This window comes from Streptomyces sp. NPDC058291 (assembly GCF_042880855.1).
GTDB lineage: Bacteria > Actinomycetota > Actinomycetes > Streptomycetales > Streptomycetaceae > Streptomyces.
The window spans coordinates 1-15,357 of the sequence record NZ_JBHVYK010000132.1; the positions used below are offsets into that span (position 1 = coordinate 1).

15 protein-coding genes are annotated in these 15,357 nt (G+C 71.4%); all 15 read right to left on the bottom strand.

What is annotated here, in order from left to right:
* Positions 1 to 224: 224 nt before the first annotated feature.
* Positions 225 to 653, bottom strand: coding sequence for a transcription antitermination factor NusB (gene nusB / locus ACFVYK_RS36155; RefSeq protein ID WP_389780980.1), 429 nt, complete (start codon positions 651 to 653; stop codon positions 225 to 227).
* A 2-nt stretch (positions 654 to 655) separates the two neighbouring features.
* A complete protein-coding gene (gene efp / locus ACFVYK_RS36160; protein WP_020117452.1) occupies positions 656 to 1,222 on the bottom strand; it encodes an elongation factor P in 567 nt (188 codons plus the stop codon).
* Positions 1,223 to 1,272: 50 nt separating this feature from the next.
* Positions 1,273 to 2,379, bottom strand: coding sequence for an aminopeptidase P family protein (locus ACFVYK_RS36165; protein ID WP_389780981.1), 1,107 nt, complete (start codon positions 2,377 to 2,379; stop codon positions 1,273 to 1,275).
* Positions 2,380 to 2,526: 147 nt separating this feature from the next.
* Positions 2,527 to 3,423, bottom strand: a complete 897-nt coding sequence (locus tag ACFVYK_RS36170) for a Pro-rich N-terminal domain-containing protein (RefSeq protein WP_389780982.1) — start codon at positions 3,421 to 3,423, stop codon at positions 2,527 to 2,529.
* 220 nt (positions 3,424 to 3,643) lie between these two features.
* Entirely contained in the window at positions 3,644 to 4,738 is a 1,095-nt protein-coding gene (gene aroB, locus ACFVYK_RS36175; protein WP_389780983.1) for a 3-dehydroquinate synthase, read from the bottom strand.
* A complete protein-coding gene (locus ACFVYK_RS36180; protein WP_389780984.1) occupies positions 4,735 to 5,250 on the bottom strand; it encodes a shikimate kinase in 516 nt (171 codons plus the stop codon). Before ACFVYK_RS36180 ends, aroB begins: the two co-directional genes overlap by 4 nt.
* Complete coding sequence (gene aroC / locus ACFVYK_RS36185) at positions 5,247 to 6,431, bottom strand: chorismate synthase (protein WP_389780985.1); 1,185 nt, start codon at positions 6,429 to 6,431, stop codon at positions 5,247 to 5,249. The genes ACFVYK_RS36180 and aroC overlap by 4 nt, the downstream gene beginning before the upstream one ends.
* Positions 6,432 to 6,607: 176 nt before the next feature.
* Positions 6,608 to 7,465: a shikimate dehydrogenase gene (locus tag ACFVYK_RS36190; RefSeq protein WP_389780986.1), complete on the bottom strand. Its 858-nt coding sequence runs from the start codon at positions 7,463 to 7,465 to the stop codon at positions 6,608 to 6,610.
* The gene (mltG, locus tag ACFVYK_RS36195; RefSeq protein ID WP_389780987.1) at positions 7,446 to 9,224 is read right to left on the bottom strand and encodes an endolytic transglycosylase MltG; all 1,779 of its coding nucleotides are present in this window, start codon (positions 9,222 to 9,224) and stop codon (positions 7,446 to 7,448) included. Before mltG ends, ACFVYK_RS36190 begins: the two co-directional genes overlap by 20 nt.
* Positions 9,225 to 9,346: 122 nt before the next feature.
* Positions 9,347 to 9,811: a Holliday junction resolvase RuvX gene (ruvX, locus tag ACFVYK_RS36200; protein WP_389780991.1), complete on the bottom strand. Its 465-nt coding sequence runs from the start codon at positions 9,809 to 9,811 to the stop codon at positions 9,347 to 9,349.
* 8 nt (positions 9,812 to 9,819) lie between these two features.
* On the bottom strand, positions 9,820 to 12,492 hold the full coding sequence (gene alaS / locus ACFVYK_RS36205) for an alanine--tRNA ligase (protein WP_389780988.1): 2,673 nt from the start codon (positions 12,490 to 12,492) through the stop codon (positions 9,820 to 9,822).
* Positions 12,492 to 12,824 carry a hypothetical protein gene (locus tag ACFVYK_RS36210; RefSeq protein WP_389780989.1) on the bottom strand — a complete coding sequence of 111 codons (333 nt, stop codon included), beginning with the start codon at positions 12,822 to 12,824 and terminating at the stop codon, positions 12,492 to 12,494. The genes alaS and ACFVYK_RS36210 overlap by 1 nt, the downstream gene beginning before the upstream one ends.
* 9 nt (positions 12,825 to 12,833) lie before the next feature.
* Complete coding sequence (locus tag ACFVYK_RS36215; RefSeq protein ID WP_069771901.1) at positions 12,834 to 13,274, bottom strand: DUF948 domain-containing protein; 441 nt, start codon at positions 13,272 to 13,274, stop codon at positions 12,834 to 12,836.
* A 198-nt stretch (positions 13,275 to 13,472) separates the two neighbouring features.
* Entirely contained in the window at positions 13,473 to 14,087 is a 615-nt protein-coding gene (rpsD, locus tag ACFVYK_RS36220; protein ID WP_093775827.1) for a 30S ribosomal protein S4, read from the bottom strand.
* Between the two features lie 297 nt (positions 14,088 to 14,384).
* Positions 14,385 to 15,357 (bottom strand): replication-associated recombination protein A (locus ACFVYK_RS36225; RefSeq protein ID WP_389780990.1); only part of this gene is annotated, 973 nt, incomplete at its 5' end.

A 15,357-nucleotide genomic window follows, 5' to 3' on the forward strand; every position in this document is an offset into this window, starting at 1 on the left:
GTACGTCTGAGGGCCCACAGCGCATGCTGTGGGCCCTCAGACGTACTCGCGCCCCCACCGGGCGCGGGACTGCGCGACAAGCCGCAGACGGCCCGCAGGCCGCGCACGGCGACCCGCGGTCCCGGGTGCGTTGCCGCTGATGCCGGCGTTGACGACGGCGTAGCGGGTGCGGCGCCGTCGTCGGCGAGCGTGGCCGCGGCGGCTCCCGGGGGCTCCCGGCGGAGCTATTCGCGCCGCAGGGACGGCTTGAGCTCCTTGAGGCGGCCGAGCAGACCGTTGACGAACGAGGGCGACTCGTCCGTCGAGAACTCCTTCGCCAGCTGCACCATCTCGTCGAGAACGACGGCGTCCGGGGTCTCGTCGGCCCAGATCAGCTCATAGGCGCCGAGCCGCAGGATGTTGCGGTCGACGACCGGCATCCGGTCCAGCGTCCAGCCGACCGAGTACTGCGAGAGCAGGTCGTCGATGCGCCGCGCGTGCTCCGCGTAGCCCTCGACCAACCGCATCGTGTACTCGCTCACCGGCGGCTGCCGGGTGTCGGCCCGGGAGAGCCGGACCCAGTCCGCGAGGACCGTCAGGACATCGGCTCCGCGCTGGTCGCCCTCGAAGAGGATCTGGAAGGCACGCTTGCGGGCCGTGTTGCGGGCAGCCACGGTTAGCTGTTCACCCGGCCGAGGTAGTCGCTGGTACGGGTGTCGACCTTGATCTTCTCACCGGTGGTGATGAAGAGCGGGACCTGGATCTGGTGACCGGTCTCCAGGGTGGCGGGCTTGGTGCCGCCGGTGGAGCGGTCGCCCTGCAGGCCCGGCTCGGTCTCCTGGACGACGAGCTCGACGGCGGCCGGCAGCTCGACGAAGAGCACCTCGCCCTCGTGCTGCGCGACGGTGGCCGTGAAGCCCTCGATCAGGAAGTTGGCGGCGTCGCCGACCGCCTTGCGGTCGACCATGAGCTGGTCGTAGGTCTCCATGTCCATGAAGACGAAGTACTCGCCGTCCATGTACGAGAACTGCATGTCGCGCTTGTCGACAGTGGCCGTCTCGACCTTGACGCCGGCGTTGAAGGTCTTGTCGACCACCTTGCCGGACAGCACGTTCTTCAGCTTGGTGCGCACGAAGGCCGGGCCCTTGCCGGGCTTGACGTGCTGGAACTCGACGACGGACCAGAGCTGGCCGCCTTCGAGCTTGAGCACCAGGCCGTTCTTGAGGTCGTTCGTGGAAGCCACGGTTGCGGAATCTCCTGGACTGCGTTGACGACCCCGGGGCACGCACCTGCCTAGAGGGCGAGCAGCTCCTTGGTCGTGATGGTGAGTAGCTCGGGTCCGCCGTCCGCCTCGGGGCGCACGACGAGCGTGTCATCGATCCGGACACCGCCCCGGCCCGGTAGGTGGACCCCGGGTTCGACGGTGACCGGCACGCAAGCGTCCAGTTTACCCATGGCCGCGGGGGTCAACTGCGGGTCCTCTTCGATTTCGAGTCCGACGCCGTGCCCGGTGAGCGCCGGAAGCCCTTCGGAGTACCCTGCGGAGTCCAGCACCTGGCGGGCCACGCGATCCACGTCACGGCAGGCCACACCGGGTGCCAGGGCCTCGCGTCCGGCGCGCTGAGCGGCGAAGACGAGGTCGTAGAGCTCGATCTGCCAGTCGGCCGGAGATGTGCCGATCACGAAAGTGCGGCCGATCTCGCAGCGGTAGCCGCGGTAGGCCGCCCCCAGACAGACGGAGAGGAAGTCGCCCTCCTCGACCCGCCGGTCGGTCGGCCGGTGCCCGCGCCGGCCGGAGTTCGGGCCGGTGCCGACGGACGTGGTGAAGGCGGGGCCGTCGGCGCCGTGGTCGACGAGGCGTCGCTCCAGTTCGAGGGCGAGGTGGCGTTCCGTGCGGCCGACCAGAATGGACTCCAGCAGCTCCCCGAGGGCCTGGTCGGCGATCTCGGCGCCGATCCGCAGGCAGGAGATCTCCTCCTCGTCCTTCACCACCCTCGCCTGCTCCACCGCGCCGCCGAGGTCGGCCAGGCGCAGCCGGGGCGCCACGGAGCGGATCTCACGGTGCCGGGACACCGTGAGGTGGTGTTCCTCGACCGCGAGGGAGTCGCCGCCCCGGGCCACGAGCAGGTCGGCGGCGGCGACCGCGGGATCGCCTCCGGCGAGGGACAGGGAGTGGACGCACAGGGCGTCGTCCGGTCGGCCCTCGCTCGGGCGCTCGTCGGGCGGCTCGGAGCAGACCAGGAGGTCCTCCCGGCCGCCCAGGAGCAGAACGGCGCCGTTCGGGGCGGCGCCCGCGAGATACCTCACGTTGGCGGGGCGGGAGATCAACGCTGCCTCGCTGCCGGCCGCGTGGCAACGTTCCCTTAGGCGGTTTCGGCGGGATTCGTGCACCTCTGACATGACACGAGCCTAGGAGCGCCGACCCGATCGCGCCGGTTGGGAAGGCGTTCGGGGGACGGGCCGCCAAGAGCGCTGCGCCGCCGCGCCCCGGCCGACGGGGCCCGGCAGGCCGTCAGCCGCCTGCGCGACGGCCTCCGGCGCCGCTCGCTACCACTGGGGCGGGCTGGCGATCGCCCGGGCCAGCACGTCGTCCAGAACGGCGGCCGTCGCCGGGACGTCCAACTGGGAGTTGTCGATGATGGGCAGGCCGGAGCCGTACCAGCCGGCCATGCGGCCGTGGATGCGGGCGACCTCCTCGTCGGTGAGGCGGCGGTTGCCGGAGCGTGCCGCGTTGCGCTCCAGGACCACTTCCAGGCCGGGCAGCAGGACGACGGGCAGCAGCCCCGGGCCCACATGGCGCTTCCAGCCGCCCAGGCCCACGGCCGGACGGTCGGGGAAGATCGCGTCGTCCAGGATGCACGAGATGCCGTTGGCCAGGAAGTTGCGGGCGGCGAAACCGCAGGTGCGGCGGGCCAGCCGGTACTGGGCCTCGGAGTGGTCGTTCCACCCCGACTGCGGGTCCGCGAAGCCCGAGCGGACCCACTCGCGCACGTCGTCGAGGCTGACGTGGGCGGTGGGCACCCTGCGGTGGTCGGCCCAGTACTTGGCGACGCTGGTCTTTCCGGCGCCCGCCGGGCCGATCAGCAGCACCGCGAGCGTGGTGGCCGCCGGGTCGGGAACCGTCGGGGCGGGCGGCGCGCCGGGCATGGGGACCGGCCCGCCGGGCGGCAGCGGGACGTGCCCGGTGGCGTCGGCGGCTTGCGGGAGCGGGGCGTGCTGCGGGGCGGGCGGCGGCACGGCCGGGACCGGCGGCTGGGGGGCGGGCGGGAGCGGGCCCGCGGGGGCGCCGGCATGACCCGGTTGGTGCGGGGCGCTGCCCGGCTGGTGCGGGGCGCTGCCCGGCTGGTGCGGGGCCGGGTGTTGCGCGGCCGGCGTCCAGCCGGCGGCCGGACCGTGCCCCGGCTGGTGGGGCGGCGGCAGCGGAGAACCCACTGCGTGCTGCATCCGGTGCCACTCCGTCTCGTACAGGCAATGGGCGCTGGCGGTGGGGGCGCGACCCCCCGTTCTTCCCACAGCCTAAAGGGCGCGGGAGGTGCCCCCGTCCGAACGGTACCGCCCCCGGCTGTCCTCAGTGTGAACGGCCGGGGGCGGCCCGAAGTGCCCGCCGGGGCAAGCGAATCGGGCGCGAGGGGACCGGGCGGACCTGCCCGGCCCTCCGGCGGTCCTACTCGCCCACCTCGCCGTAGGCGGCGAGCAGGACGGCCGGGTCGGGCCCTTCGAGGACGGTCGGCTTGGCCAGACCGTCCAGGACGATGAAGCGCAGCAGGTCGCCGCGGGACTTCTTGTCGACCTTCATGTTCTCCAGCAGCTTGGGCCACTGGTCGTGGCGGTAGTGCAACGGGAGGCCGACCGACTCCAGGACCGTACGGTGCCGGTCGGCCGTGGCGTCGTCCAGCCGGCCCGCGAGCCGGCCCAGCTCGGCGGCGAAGTGCATGCCCACCGAGACGGCGGCGCCGTGCCGCCACTTGTAGCGCTCGTTCTTCTCGATGGCGTGCGCGAGGGTGTGTCCGTAGTTGAGGATCTCCCGCAGGCCGGACTCCTTGAGGTCCGAGGAGACGACGTCCGCCTTGACCCGGATGGAGCGCTCGATGAGCTCGGCCGTGTGCGGGCCCTGCGGGGTGCGGGCGGCCTCCGGGTCCGACTCGATGAGTTCCAGGATCACCGGGTCGGCGATGAAGCCGGCCTTGATGATCTCGGCCAGTCCCGAGACGTAGTCGTTGACCGGGAGGGAGTCCAGCGCGGCGAGGTCGCAGAGCACCCCGGCCGGCGGGTGGAAGGAGCCGACCAGGTTCTTGCCCTCGGCGGTGTTGATGCCGGTCTTGCCGCCGACGGCCGCGTCGACCATGGCGAGCACGGTCGTCGGGACGGCGATCCAGCGCACCCCGCGCAGCCAGGTCGCGGCGACGAACCCGGCCAGGTCGGTGGTCGCGCCGCCGCCGACGCCCACGACGACGTCCGTGCGGGTGAACCCGGACTGGCCGAGCGCTTTCCAGCAGTACGCGGCGACCTCGGCGGTCTTGGCCTCCTCCGCGTTGGGCACCTGGATGGCCACGGCCTCGAAGCCCTGCCCGGCCAGGTCGGCGCGGAGCGCGTCCCCGGTCTCGGCGAGCGCCTCGGGGTGGATCACGGCGACCCGCTTCACCCGGTCGCCGATGAGCCCGCCCAGCTCGCCCAGCAGCTGACGGCCCACCAGGACCTCGTAGGGATCCGACCCCGCGCTGCCGTCGATCCGGATCCGCGTCACGGACTCGCTGCTCATGCTTCCTTCAACTCCAAAGCGTCCAGGGCTGCTTGGGCGACCTCTTCGGGCGTACGGCCGTCCGTCGGGACCACGGCGGTGGCCACGCCCTCGTACAGGTGACGACGGGCCTCCATCAGCTCGCGCCACTGCTTGCGCGGGTTGACGGCGAGCAGCGGACGGGCCGCGTTCAGGCCGGTGCGCTTGACCGCCTCCTCGACGTCCATGGCCAGGTAGAGCACGCGCTGCCCGGCCAGCAGGCCGCGCGTGTCCGGGTCCAGGATCGAGCCGCCGCCGAGCGCGAGGACGCCCTCGTGCTCGGTGAGCGCGCGCCGCACGGCCCGCTTCTCCAGCGCGCGGAAGGCGTCCTCGCCCTCGTCGACGAAGATCTCCGCGATGCTCCGGCCGGCCTCGGCGACGATGTCGTCGTCGGTGTCCCGGTAGGCGACGTCGAGCCGCTCGGCGAGCAGCTGTCCGACGGTGGACTTGCCGACGCCCATGGGGCCGACCAGGACGACGCGGGGCCCGCTCATCGGATGTGCAGGTGGTCGAGGTACGACCGCACGTTGCGGCGGGTCTCGACGACGTTGTCGCCGCCGAACTTCTCCGCCACCGCGTCCGCCAGCACCAGCGCGACCATGGCTTCGGCGACGATCCCGGCGGCCGGGACCGCGCACACGTCGGAGCGCTGGTGGTGCGCCTGGGTCGCCTCGCCGGTGGCGACGTCGACCGTCTGCAGGGCTCGCGGCACGGTCGCGATCGGCTTCATCGCCGCGCGCACGCGCAGCAGCTCGCCGGTGGTCAGTCCGCCTTCGGTGCCGCCGGAGCGGCCGGAGGCGCGCTTGATCCCGTCGTCGGTGGCGAGGATCTCGTCGTGCGCCTTGGAGCCCGGCACGCGCGCGAGGTCGAAGCCGTCGCCGACCTCGACGCCCTTGATCGCCTGGATGCCCATGAGCGCGGCGGCCAGCCGGGCGTCCAGCCGGCGGTCCCAGTGCACATGGGAGCCGAGGCCGACCGGGACGTCGTAGGCCAGCACCTCGACGACGCCGCCGAGCGTGTCGCCGTCCTTGTGGGCCTGGTCGATCTCGGCGACCATCGCCTTCGAGGCGTCCGCGTCCAGGCAGCGCACCGGGTCCGCGTCCAGCCTCTCCACGTCGGCCGGGGTCGGGTAGACGCCGTAGGGCGCCTTCGCGGCGGCCAGCTCGACGACGTGGCTGACGATCTCGATGCCGGCCGTCTCCCTGAGGTAGGAGCGGGCGACGGCGCCGAGGGCGACCCGGGCGGCCGTCTCCCGCGCGGAGGCGCGTTCCAGGATCGGCCGGGCCTCGTCGAAGCCGTACTTCTGCATCCCGGCGAGGTCGGCGTGGCCGGGGCGCGGGCGGGTGAGCGGGGCGTTGCGGGCGAGCCCGGCCAGGATCTCCGGGTCGACCGGATCGGCCGCCATGACCTGCTCCCACTTGGGCCACTCGGTGTTGCCCACCATCACGGCGACCGGAGAACCCATGGTCAGACCGTGCCGGACACCGCCGAGGAAGGTCACCTCGTCGCGCTCGAACTTCATCCGCGCGCCACGCCCGTAACCGAGCCGCCGTCGCGCGAGGTGGTCGGCGACCATCTCCGTGGTGATCGGCACGCCGGCGGGAAGGCCCTCCAGCGTCGCGACAAGTGCGGGACCGTGGGACTCACCCGCGGTCAGCCAACGCAGCCTGCTCAACGATGCTCCTCAGTGCTCGCGCCCTGGTACTGCTCTGCGTACGCGCATCCGTCGCGTACGTCGGCGGCGTGCCCGGGTGCGCGGCCCCGGCCCGCCTCTCCCGATCCTCCCACGTCCCGGTGCCGGAGCCGGTCGCCGGTCCAGCAAGCGGACGCGGGGACGCACGGAAGGGCGGGTTACGCGCGGTGCCGCGTCCGGCGGGAGGCGAGGGCCTGCTCTCCCGCACTGCGCATCGCCTCCACCGGGGCCGGAGCGCGGCCGGTCATCCGCTCCACCTGAAGCACGGCCTGGTGCACGAGCAGGTCGAGGCCGCTGACCACGGCGCCGCCGAACATGGACCAGCGCGCGGCCAGCTCGGTCGGCCAGGGGTCGTAGAGCACGTCGAAGAGGGTGGCGGGGCGCTCCGGCACCGAGCCGGCGAGCGCGTCCGTGGCCCCGGCCGGGGTGGTCGCGACGACGAGCGGGAAGCGCAGGGCGTCGGCCGCGTCGGCCCAGTCGGCGACCCGTACGTCCACGTCGAGCCGCTCACCCCACTGCCGCATCTCGGCGGCACGGGCCCCGCTGCGCGCGAAGGCGACGATGTCGCCGGTGCAGACCCTGGTCAGCGCGGCCAGCGCGGAGGACGCGGTGGCTCCCGCGCCGAGGATCGCGGCCGACTCGACCTGTTCGATCCCGCGCTCGCGCAGGGCGGCGACCATGCCGGGGATGTCGGTGTTGTCGCCGAGCCGACGGCCGTCCTCGGCGAACACGAGGGTGTTGACCGCCTCGACGGAGGCCGCGGTGTCGCTGATCTCGTCGAGCAGCGGGATGACCGCGCGCTTCAGCGGCATGGTCAGTGACAGGCCCGCCCACTCGGCGCCGAGCCCGTCGAGGAAGGCGGGCAGGGCCTCCTCGTCGACGTCGAAGCGGTCGTACGACCAGCCGGACAGTTCCAGCGCCTCGTACGCGGCTCGGTGCAGCGCCGGGGAGAGTGAGTGGGCGATGGGGCTGCCGAGCACGGCGGCCCGGCGGGCGTCAGTTGCCCGAGCTGGCATCGAACTTTTCCTTGAGTCGCTTGAACTCGGCGTAGGTCTTGGCGAATTCGGTGTTGCTCTTGCCGTCGGTGGCCACGAAGTAGATCCAGCCGCTGGAGGTCGGGTTCAGCGTGGCCCTCAGCGCGTCCTCACTCGGGTTGCCGATCGGACCGGGCGGCAGGCCCTTGTTGGTGTAGGTGTTGTACGGGTCCTTGTTGCTGTTGATCTCGGACTCGCTGATGTGGATCTTGCTCTCGCCCTTCAGGTAGTTGAAGGTCGAGTCGAACTGCAGCAGCTGGTTGGTCTCGTCGTTCGTGGTCTTGAGCCGGTTGTAGACGACCTCCGCCATCTTGCGGTAGTCGTCGTGCGTCTTGCCCTCGGCCTGGACCAGGCTGGCGACCGTGACGACCTCCAGCGGGCTGTCCAGCTTGAGCTCCTTGGCCTTGGCCACGAAGTCGTACCGGCCGTACACCTCGTTGGCGTGGGCGACCATCGCCTTCAGGACCGTCTCCGCCTTCATGCCCTTGGCCGCGCCGTAGGTGCCCGGGAAGAGGAACCCTTCCAGCGGGTCCTTGACGTCCTCGTTGTCGTTCGCCCACTTGGGCAGCCCGAGCGACGCGTACTGCTTCTCCGCGATCTTCCGGGTGGCGCCCTCGGCGAGACCGAGCTTGGCGTCGATGTTCCGGTAGACCGTCACGTTGCGCTGCCCCGGCGTCACCATCACGTTCGCCTGGCTGTGGGGATCGAGCATCATGGCGACGGCGTTCTTCGCGGACATCTCCTTCTTGAGGATGTACGCGCCCGCCTGGATGCCGTCGGCGTCAGGGTTGCTCGTGAACGCGGAGACGAACGCGTCCACGCTCTTGACGACGCCGGCTTCCTTCAACAGCCGGCCGATGGCGGCGCCGCCGGAACCCTTGGGCACCTCCACGCTGACGTTCTGGCCCGTGCCCGCGCCCGCGTAGTCCGGAGCCGAGCCGTAACGATTCTTGTAGAAGTCGTAGCCGAAGTAGCCGACGCCGCCGAGGCCGCCGCCGAACACCAGCACGACCACGAGACAGGCGCAGCCGTTGCGACTCTTCTTGCTCTTCGCGCCCTTCGCGCCTTTGCCTCCGCGGCTTCGGCGGTTGCCCCGGTCCGGCTCGTCGCCGTCCTCGTCGTCATCGGCGCCGCCGCCCGCGAAGAAGGCGTGCTCCCCCTGGTCGGGGCCCGGATCCCAGTCGGTCCGCTGCTCGGCCTCGGGTTCCGGCGCCGCCTCGGGCTCCGCTTCGGGCTCCGCCCGGCGCCGGGCGGGCGGCTCGGGCGGCGGATACGCGTCCGGGGTGCCGTAGAAGTCGGGCTGCTCCGCGCCGTAGGCGGTGGCCTGCTGGCCGTACGGGTCGCCGGGGTCGGCCGCGTAGGGGACGTGGGCATGGGTGCCCGTGCCGTCCCAGCCGCCCTCCTGGTATCCCTCGTGATAGCCGTGCTGGTTCTGGTGGGCGTACTGCTGCTGTTCCCCGTCGGCGTACTGCTGCTCGCCGTAGCCCTGGTACTGCGGGTCGTACTGCGCCTGCTGCTGGTCGTACGGCTGCGCCTGCCCCTGACCCCAGTCGCCGTACTCCGACTGCTGCGGCTGCTGCTGTTGCTGCGAATGCTGCTGCTGCGGGTAGTGCTGCTGCTGGCCGCCGTAGGCAGGCTCATGACCCGTCTGGGCCTGCTGCCCTTCCCATCCGCCGTCCCCGTACAACGGGTCCTCCGGATGCCACGGTTCGGAGCCTGGGCCCCGGCCATACTCAGTCATCGATCCCCTAGAGCCGCGAGGCGCGATCACTCGGCCTTCGCGGGCCCGTCACCGTTTCGCCTCTCGCTGTGCGGCGGCTGTTCGAACACCACCGCATCGCGCGGAACGTTACCGTACCGCGATCAGATGACCACTTCGACGCCCTCGCCGGGTGCCTTGCCTGACACTCGTTCGGATTCCAGGGCCTGCTGAAGGATGATCACCGCCGCTGCCTGGTCGATGACCGCTCTGCCCTTCTTCGACTTCACCCCTGAGGCCCGCAGACCCTGACTGGCCGTCACCGTCGTCATCCTCTCGTCGACCAGACGTACGGACACGGGGGCGATTTTGTTCGCCAGCTCCTGTGCGAAGCCGCGCACCTTCACCGCGGCGGGCCCCTCGCCCCCCTTGAGGGAGCGAGGGAGGCCGACGACCACCTCGATCGGCTCGTACTCCTCGACCAGCTGTCCCAGCCGACGATGAGCCGCCACGAGATCCCTGCCGGGGACCGTCTCCACCGGGGTGGCGAGGATCCCGTCGGGGTCGCACGAGGCGACCCCGATCCGGGCGTCCCCGACGTCGATCGCGAGTCGACGGCCCTTGCGCATCGGCTCGCTCACTTGGCCGTTTCCGCCACGAGCCGCTCGACGGCGGCCACGGCGTCGCCGACGGCGGCCGCGTTCTGGCCACCGCCCTGGGCGACGTCCGGCTTGCCGCCACCGCCGCCGCCGAGGGTCTTGGCGGCCGTACGGACCAGGTCGCCGGCCCTCAGGCCGCGCTCACGGGCGGCCTCGTTGGTGGCGATGACCGTCAGCGGCTTGCCGTTGTTGACCGTGAAGAGGGCGACCACGGCGGCCCGGCCGCCCTGGATGCGGCCGCGCACGTCGAGGACCAGCCTGCGCAGGTCGTCCGGCGTGGTGCCGTCCGGGACCTGGCCGGTGACCACGGCGACGCCGTGGACGTCCTGGGCGGAGTCCACGAGACCGGCGGCGGCCTGCAGGACCTTCTCGGCGCGGAACTTCTCGATCTCCTTCTCGGCGTCCTTCAGCTTGCCGAGCATGGCGGAGACCTTCTCCGGGAGCTCCTCCGGACGTCCCTTGACCAGCTCCTGGAGCTGGGCGACGACCGTGTGCTCACGGGCGAGGAAGTTGTAGGCGTCGACGCCCACGAGGGCCTCGATCCGCCGCACGCCGGAACCGATGGACGACTCGCCGAGCAGCTTCACCAGTCCGAGCTGAGCGGTGTTGTGCACATGCGTGCCGCCGCACAGCTCCTTGGAGAAGTCGCCGATGGTGACGACGCGGACGCGCTCGCCGTACTTCTCGCCGAACTCGGCGATGGCGCCCTGCTTCTTGGCCTCGTCGATGCCCATGACCTCGGCCTGGACGTCGAGTTCGCGGGCGAGGACCTCGTTGATCTTCTGCTCGACGTCGGTCATCACGGCCGTCGGGACGGCGGACGGGGAGCCGAAGTCGAACCGGAAGCGGCCGGGCTGGTTCTCGGAACCGGCCTGGGCGGCCGTCGGGCCGAGGGCGTCGCGCAGCGCCTGGTGGGTGAGGTGGGTGGCCGAGTGGGCGCGGGCGATGGCCGTGCGCCGACGGGAGTCGATCGAGGCCTGGGCCGTGGCGCCGAGCGTGACCTCGCCGACCTGCACGACGCCCTTGTGGACGTAGACGCCGGGGACCGGCTTCTGGCAGTCGCGGATCTCGATGACGGCGCCCGTGTCGACCCTGATCCGGCCGGTGTCACCGATCTGGCCGCCGCCCTCGGCGTAGAACGGGGTGCGGTCGAGGACGATCTCGACCTCGTCGCCCTCGGTGGCGGCGGGCGAGGACACGCCGTCGACGAGAATGCCGACGATCGTGGACTCGCCCTCGGTGTCGGCGTAGCCGATGAAGTCGGTCTCCCCGGCGCGGTCGGCGATCTCGCGGTAGGCGCCGAGGTCGGCGTGGCCGGTCTTCTTGGCGAGGGCGTCGGCCTTGGCCTTGTCCCGCTGCTCCTTCATCAGGCGGCGGAAGCCGTCCTCGTCCACGGAGAGGCCCTGCTCGGCGGCCATCTCCAGGGTGAGGTCGATCGGGAAGCCCCAGGTGTCGTGGAGCAGGAAGGCCTTGTCGCCGGGGAGCTGCCGGCCGCCCGCGGCCTTGGTCTCGGTGATGGCCGTGTCGAGGATGTTGGTGCCGGCCTTCAGCGTCTTGAGGAAGGCGGCCTCCTCGGCGAGGGCGACCGTCTCGATGCGCCTGCGGTCGGTGACCAGCTCGGGGTACTGCTGCCCCATCATCTCGATGACGGTGTCGACGAGGTCCTGGACGACCGGGCCGGTGGCCCCGAGGAGGCGCATGTTGCGGATGGCGCGGCGCATGATGCGGCGCAGCACATAACCGCGGCCCTCGTTGCCGGGGCTGACGCCGTCGCCGATGAGCATCACGGACGTGCGCATGTGGTCGGTGACCACGCGCAGGGAGACGTCCGAGTCGTGGGACGCGCCGTACTCGACGCCGGTCAGCTCGGTGGCCTTCCTGATGACGGCCATGGAGGTGTCGATCTCGTACATGTTCTGCACGCCCTGCAGAATCATGGCGAGACGCTCCAGGCCCAGGCCCGTGTCGATGTTCTTGCTCGGCAGTTCGCCCAGGATCTCGAAGTTGTCCTTGCCGATGCCCTCGCCGCGCTCGTACTGCATGAAGACGAGGTTCCAGATCTCCACGTACCGCTCGTCGTTGACGGCGGGGCCGCCCTCGACGCCGAACTCGGGGCCGCGGTCGTAGTTGATCTCGGAACACGGTCCGCAGGGGCCGGGGACGCCCATGGACCAGTAGTTGTCCTTCATGCCGAGGCGCTGGATGCGCTCCTTGGGCACGCCGACGACCTCGTGCCAGATGCGCTCGGCCTCGTCGTCGTCCTTGTAGACGGTGATCCAGAGCCGCTCGGGATCCAGGCCGTAACCACCGTTGTCCTGGGGCGTGGTGAGCAACTCCCAGGCGTAGTTGATGGCGCCTTCCTTGAAGTAGTCGCCGAAGGAGAAGTTGCCGCACATCTGGAAGAACGTGCCGTGGCGGGTGGTCTTGCCGACCTCTTCGATGTCGGGCGTGCGCACGCACTTCTGCACGCTGGTGGCGCGCGACCACGGGGGCTTGACCTCGCCGAGGAAGTACGGCTTGAAGGGGACCATGCCGGCGGGGACCAGGAGCAGAGTCGGGTCGTCCGCGATGAGCGACGCCGAAGGGACGACGGTGTGCCCGCGCTCCTCGTAGAAGCTCAGCCAGCGGCGGCGAATCTCGGCCGACTCCATCAGTGGTCCTCATTCCGGTTGTACGGGTTCTTCTGCTGCGAGTACGTCGTGTTCTCGATGGCGGGGTACCGCCTGGGCGCGGGGAGGGCGGGATCCTCGTTGATGCCGAGCGCCTCTCCCAGTTCGGCCTCGCGCCGGGCCATGTTCTCGCGCACGTCGAGCGCGAAGCCGACCGCGCGGTCCTTGAGGCGTGCTCCCGCCTCGAGCGCCTTGTCGGCCGCGGCGGCGGCGAGGCTCTCGGGGGTGAGCTGCCTCAGCTTGCGGTTGACCTTGGTGGTGGCCCAGACACCGGCGGCGACGCCCGTGCTGAACCAGAAGGTGCGGCGGAACATCGCTGGCTCTCAGTCCCTCTTTCCACGGGGCTTGCGCTTCTCCCGCCGGGAGACCGTGCGGCCCACGATCACGGTACGTCGGGGGTCTCCGGCGGGCAGGTCGTCCTTGCGGCCGCCGAGGGCCCGCCGGACGCCGTAGCCGAAGGCGGCGACCTTCACCAGGGGGCCGCCGAAGGTGGAGGCGACCGTGGTGGAGAGCGCCGAGGCGTTCGACGTGACTTCCTGGACGTCGGTGGCGATCGCGTCGACCCGGTCGATCTGGGTCTGCGCGGAACGCACCGCCGCGGAGGCGTCGGCCAGCAACGGGACGGCCTGCTCGGTCACGTCCGCGACGAGTCTGGTGGTCGCCCTGAGCGTCTGGGCCAGCCTCGCCAGCGCGACGGCGAGGAAGGAGACCAGGATCGCCCAGAACACGGCCACCAGGATGCCGGCCACCTCTCCACCGGACACTGCGCACCCGCTCCCTGTGCTGACGAACAGCTGTCTTCAACAGCTTCTCCGGAGGCGAGCCTATCGCGCCGACGCCGCCGGTCCGTACCGGATTAGGGGTGCACGAAGGCCCGCCGCCCCACCCGCTCCGAAGGGCAGGGGGACGACGGGCCTGGGCGCGGAAGTCCTACGACGGCCGCGGACCGATCCGGGGGAGGATCAGCGGGCGTAGTACTCGACGACGAGCTGCTCGTCGCAGATCACCGGGATCTCCTTGCGGTTCGGCTCGCGGTCCAGGCGGAACGCCAGGGCGCCGAGGTTCACCTGGAGGTAGCGCGGGGTCTCGCCGTCGGGGGCGAAGCCGCCGGCGCGGGAGACCTCGAACAGCGTCTTGCTGCGGCTGCGCTCGCGGACCATCACGACGTCGTCCGGCTTGACGCGGAAGGACGGCTTGTCGACCTTCTGGCCGTTGACCTCGATGTGGCCGTGGACGACCATCTGGCGGGCCTGGTAGATCGTGCGGGCGATGCCCGAACGCAGGACCAGCGCGTCGAGACGGCGCTCGAGCTCGATGATCAGGGCCTCACCGGTCTTGCCCTGGACCTTGGAGGCACGCTCGTAGGCGCGGACGAGCTGACGCTCGGACACGTCGTACTGCGCGCGCAGACGCTGCTTCTCGAGCAGACGGACCTTGTAGTCCGAGTTCTGCTTGCGGCCGCGGCCGTGCTCGCCCGGCGGGTAGGGGCGGGCCTCGAAGTACTTGACGGCCTTCGGGGTGAGCGCGATGCCGAGGGCACGCGACTTCTTGACCTTGGGGCGGGGCTGGTTCGCCACTGTCTCTCATTTCCTGTTTCGGCTTGTCAGGGTTGAGGGAGGTCGCATCCGCAGCCGGGGAAACCCGCCGGGTCCGCATGGGACCTGTCGGGCAGCCGCTCCCCTGGTCTGGGCACAAACGTGCAGCACGCGAGTGGCCCACCGACCGCTCCGGAGAGACCCGGGTGGTGGTGGGCTGCCCGCGACACCTTCGACGGTGCGCGACGCTCCTGGAGCAGGTCCGAGGACCGGTGCTCCGGCCGACTGTCCCGTTCTGACTGCACGGGACGCGGCACTTCGGGCGAGTCTACAGGGTGCTCAGGACCCCTTGCGACCGAGGCGCTGCCGGGTCCATTCGACGGCGTCCGCGTAGCGGGCCTCGGCGCCGTGCCGGGTGGGCGTGTAGTACTCCCGGCCGTGGACGGCGTCCGGCGCGTACTGCTGGGCGGCGATGCCCTCCGGCAGGTCGTGCGGGTACACGTACCCCTGGGCGTGGCCGAGTTTGGCGGCGCCCTTGTAGTGCCCGTCCCGCAGGTGCGCCGGGACGGGGCCGGCCAGGCCCTTGCGGACGTCCTCCAGGGCGGCGCCGATCGCCGTCGTCGCGGCGTTGGACTTCGGGGCCAGGGCGAGGGCGATCGTGGCGTGACTGAGGGTGAGGGCGGCCTCGGGGAAGCCGATCATCGCGACGGCCTGGGCGGCGGCGACCGCGATGGGCAGGGCGTTGGGATCGGCGAGGCCGATGTCCTCGCTGGCGGAGATCATCAGCCGACGGGCGATGAAGCGGGGGTCCTCGCCCGCCTCGATCATGCGGGCCAGATAGTGCAGGGCCGCGTCGACGTCCGAACCCCGGATGGACTTGATCAGGGCGCTGGCGACGTCGTAGTGCTGGTCGCCGTCGCGGTCGTACTTCACCGCCGCCCGGTCGACCGTCTGCTCCAGGGTCTGGAGGCTGATCTGCGTCTCGTCCTGGTCGAGGGCGGAGCCGGCGGCGGCCTCCAGGGCGGTCAGCGCGCGCCGCGCGTCGCCGCCGGCGATGCGCAGGAGGTGCGCCTCCGTCTCCTCGGGGAGGGTGACGGCGCCCTTGAGGCCGCGTTCGTCGGCCAGGGCGCGTCGGACGAGGCCGCGCAGGTCGTCGTCCGTGAGGGGTTCGAGGGTCAGCAGGAGGGAGCGGGACAGCAGCGGGGAGATGACCGAGAAGTAGGGATTCTCGGTGGTCGCCGCGATCAGCGTCACCCAGCGGTTCTCGACGGCCGGGAGGAGGGAGTCCTGCTGGGCCTTGCTGAAGCGGCTG

Bases quoted from the DNA above. Each gene is read 5' to 3' on its own strand.
- ACFVYK_RS36165 (WP_389780981.1), bottom strand. From the start codon at position 2,379: ATGTCAGAGGTGCACGAATCCCGCCGAAACCGCCTAAGGGAACGTTGC.
- ACFVYK_RS36170 (WP_389780982.1), bottom strand. From the start codon at position 3,423: ATGCAGCACGCAGTGGGTTCTCCGCTGCCGCCGCCCCACCAGCCGGGG.
- aroB (WP_389780983.1), bottom strand. From the start codon at position 4,738: ATGAGCAGCGAGTCCGTGACGCGGATCCGGATCGACGGCAGCGCGGGG.
- ACFVYK_RS36180 (WP_389780984.1), bottom strand. From the start codon at position 5,250: ATGAGCGGGCCCCGCGTCGTCCTGGTCGGCCCCATGGGCGTCGGCAAG.
- ACFVYK_RS36190 (WP_389780986.1), bottom strand. From the start codon at position 7,465: ATGCCAGCTCGGGCAACTGACGCCCGCCGGGCCGCCGTGCTCGGCAGC.
- mltG (WP_389780987.1), bottom strand. From the start codon at position 9,224: ATGACTGAGTATGGCCGGGGCCCAGGCTCCGAACCGTGGCATCCGGAG.
- ruvX (WP_389780991.1), bottom strand. From the start codon at position 9,811: ATGCGCAAGGGCCGTCGACTCGCGATCGACGTCGGGGACGCCCGGATC.
- alaS (WP_389780988.1), bottom strand. From the start codon at position 12,492: ATGGAGTCGGCCGAGATTCGCCGCCGCTGGCTGAGCTTCTACGAGGAG.
- ACFVYK_RS36210 (WP_389780989.1), bottom strand. From the start codon at position 12,824: ATGTTCCGCCGCACCTTCTGGTTCAGCACGGGCGTCGCCGCCGGTGTC.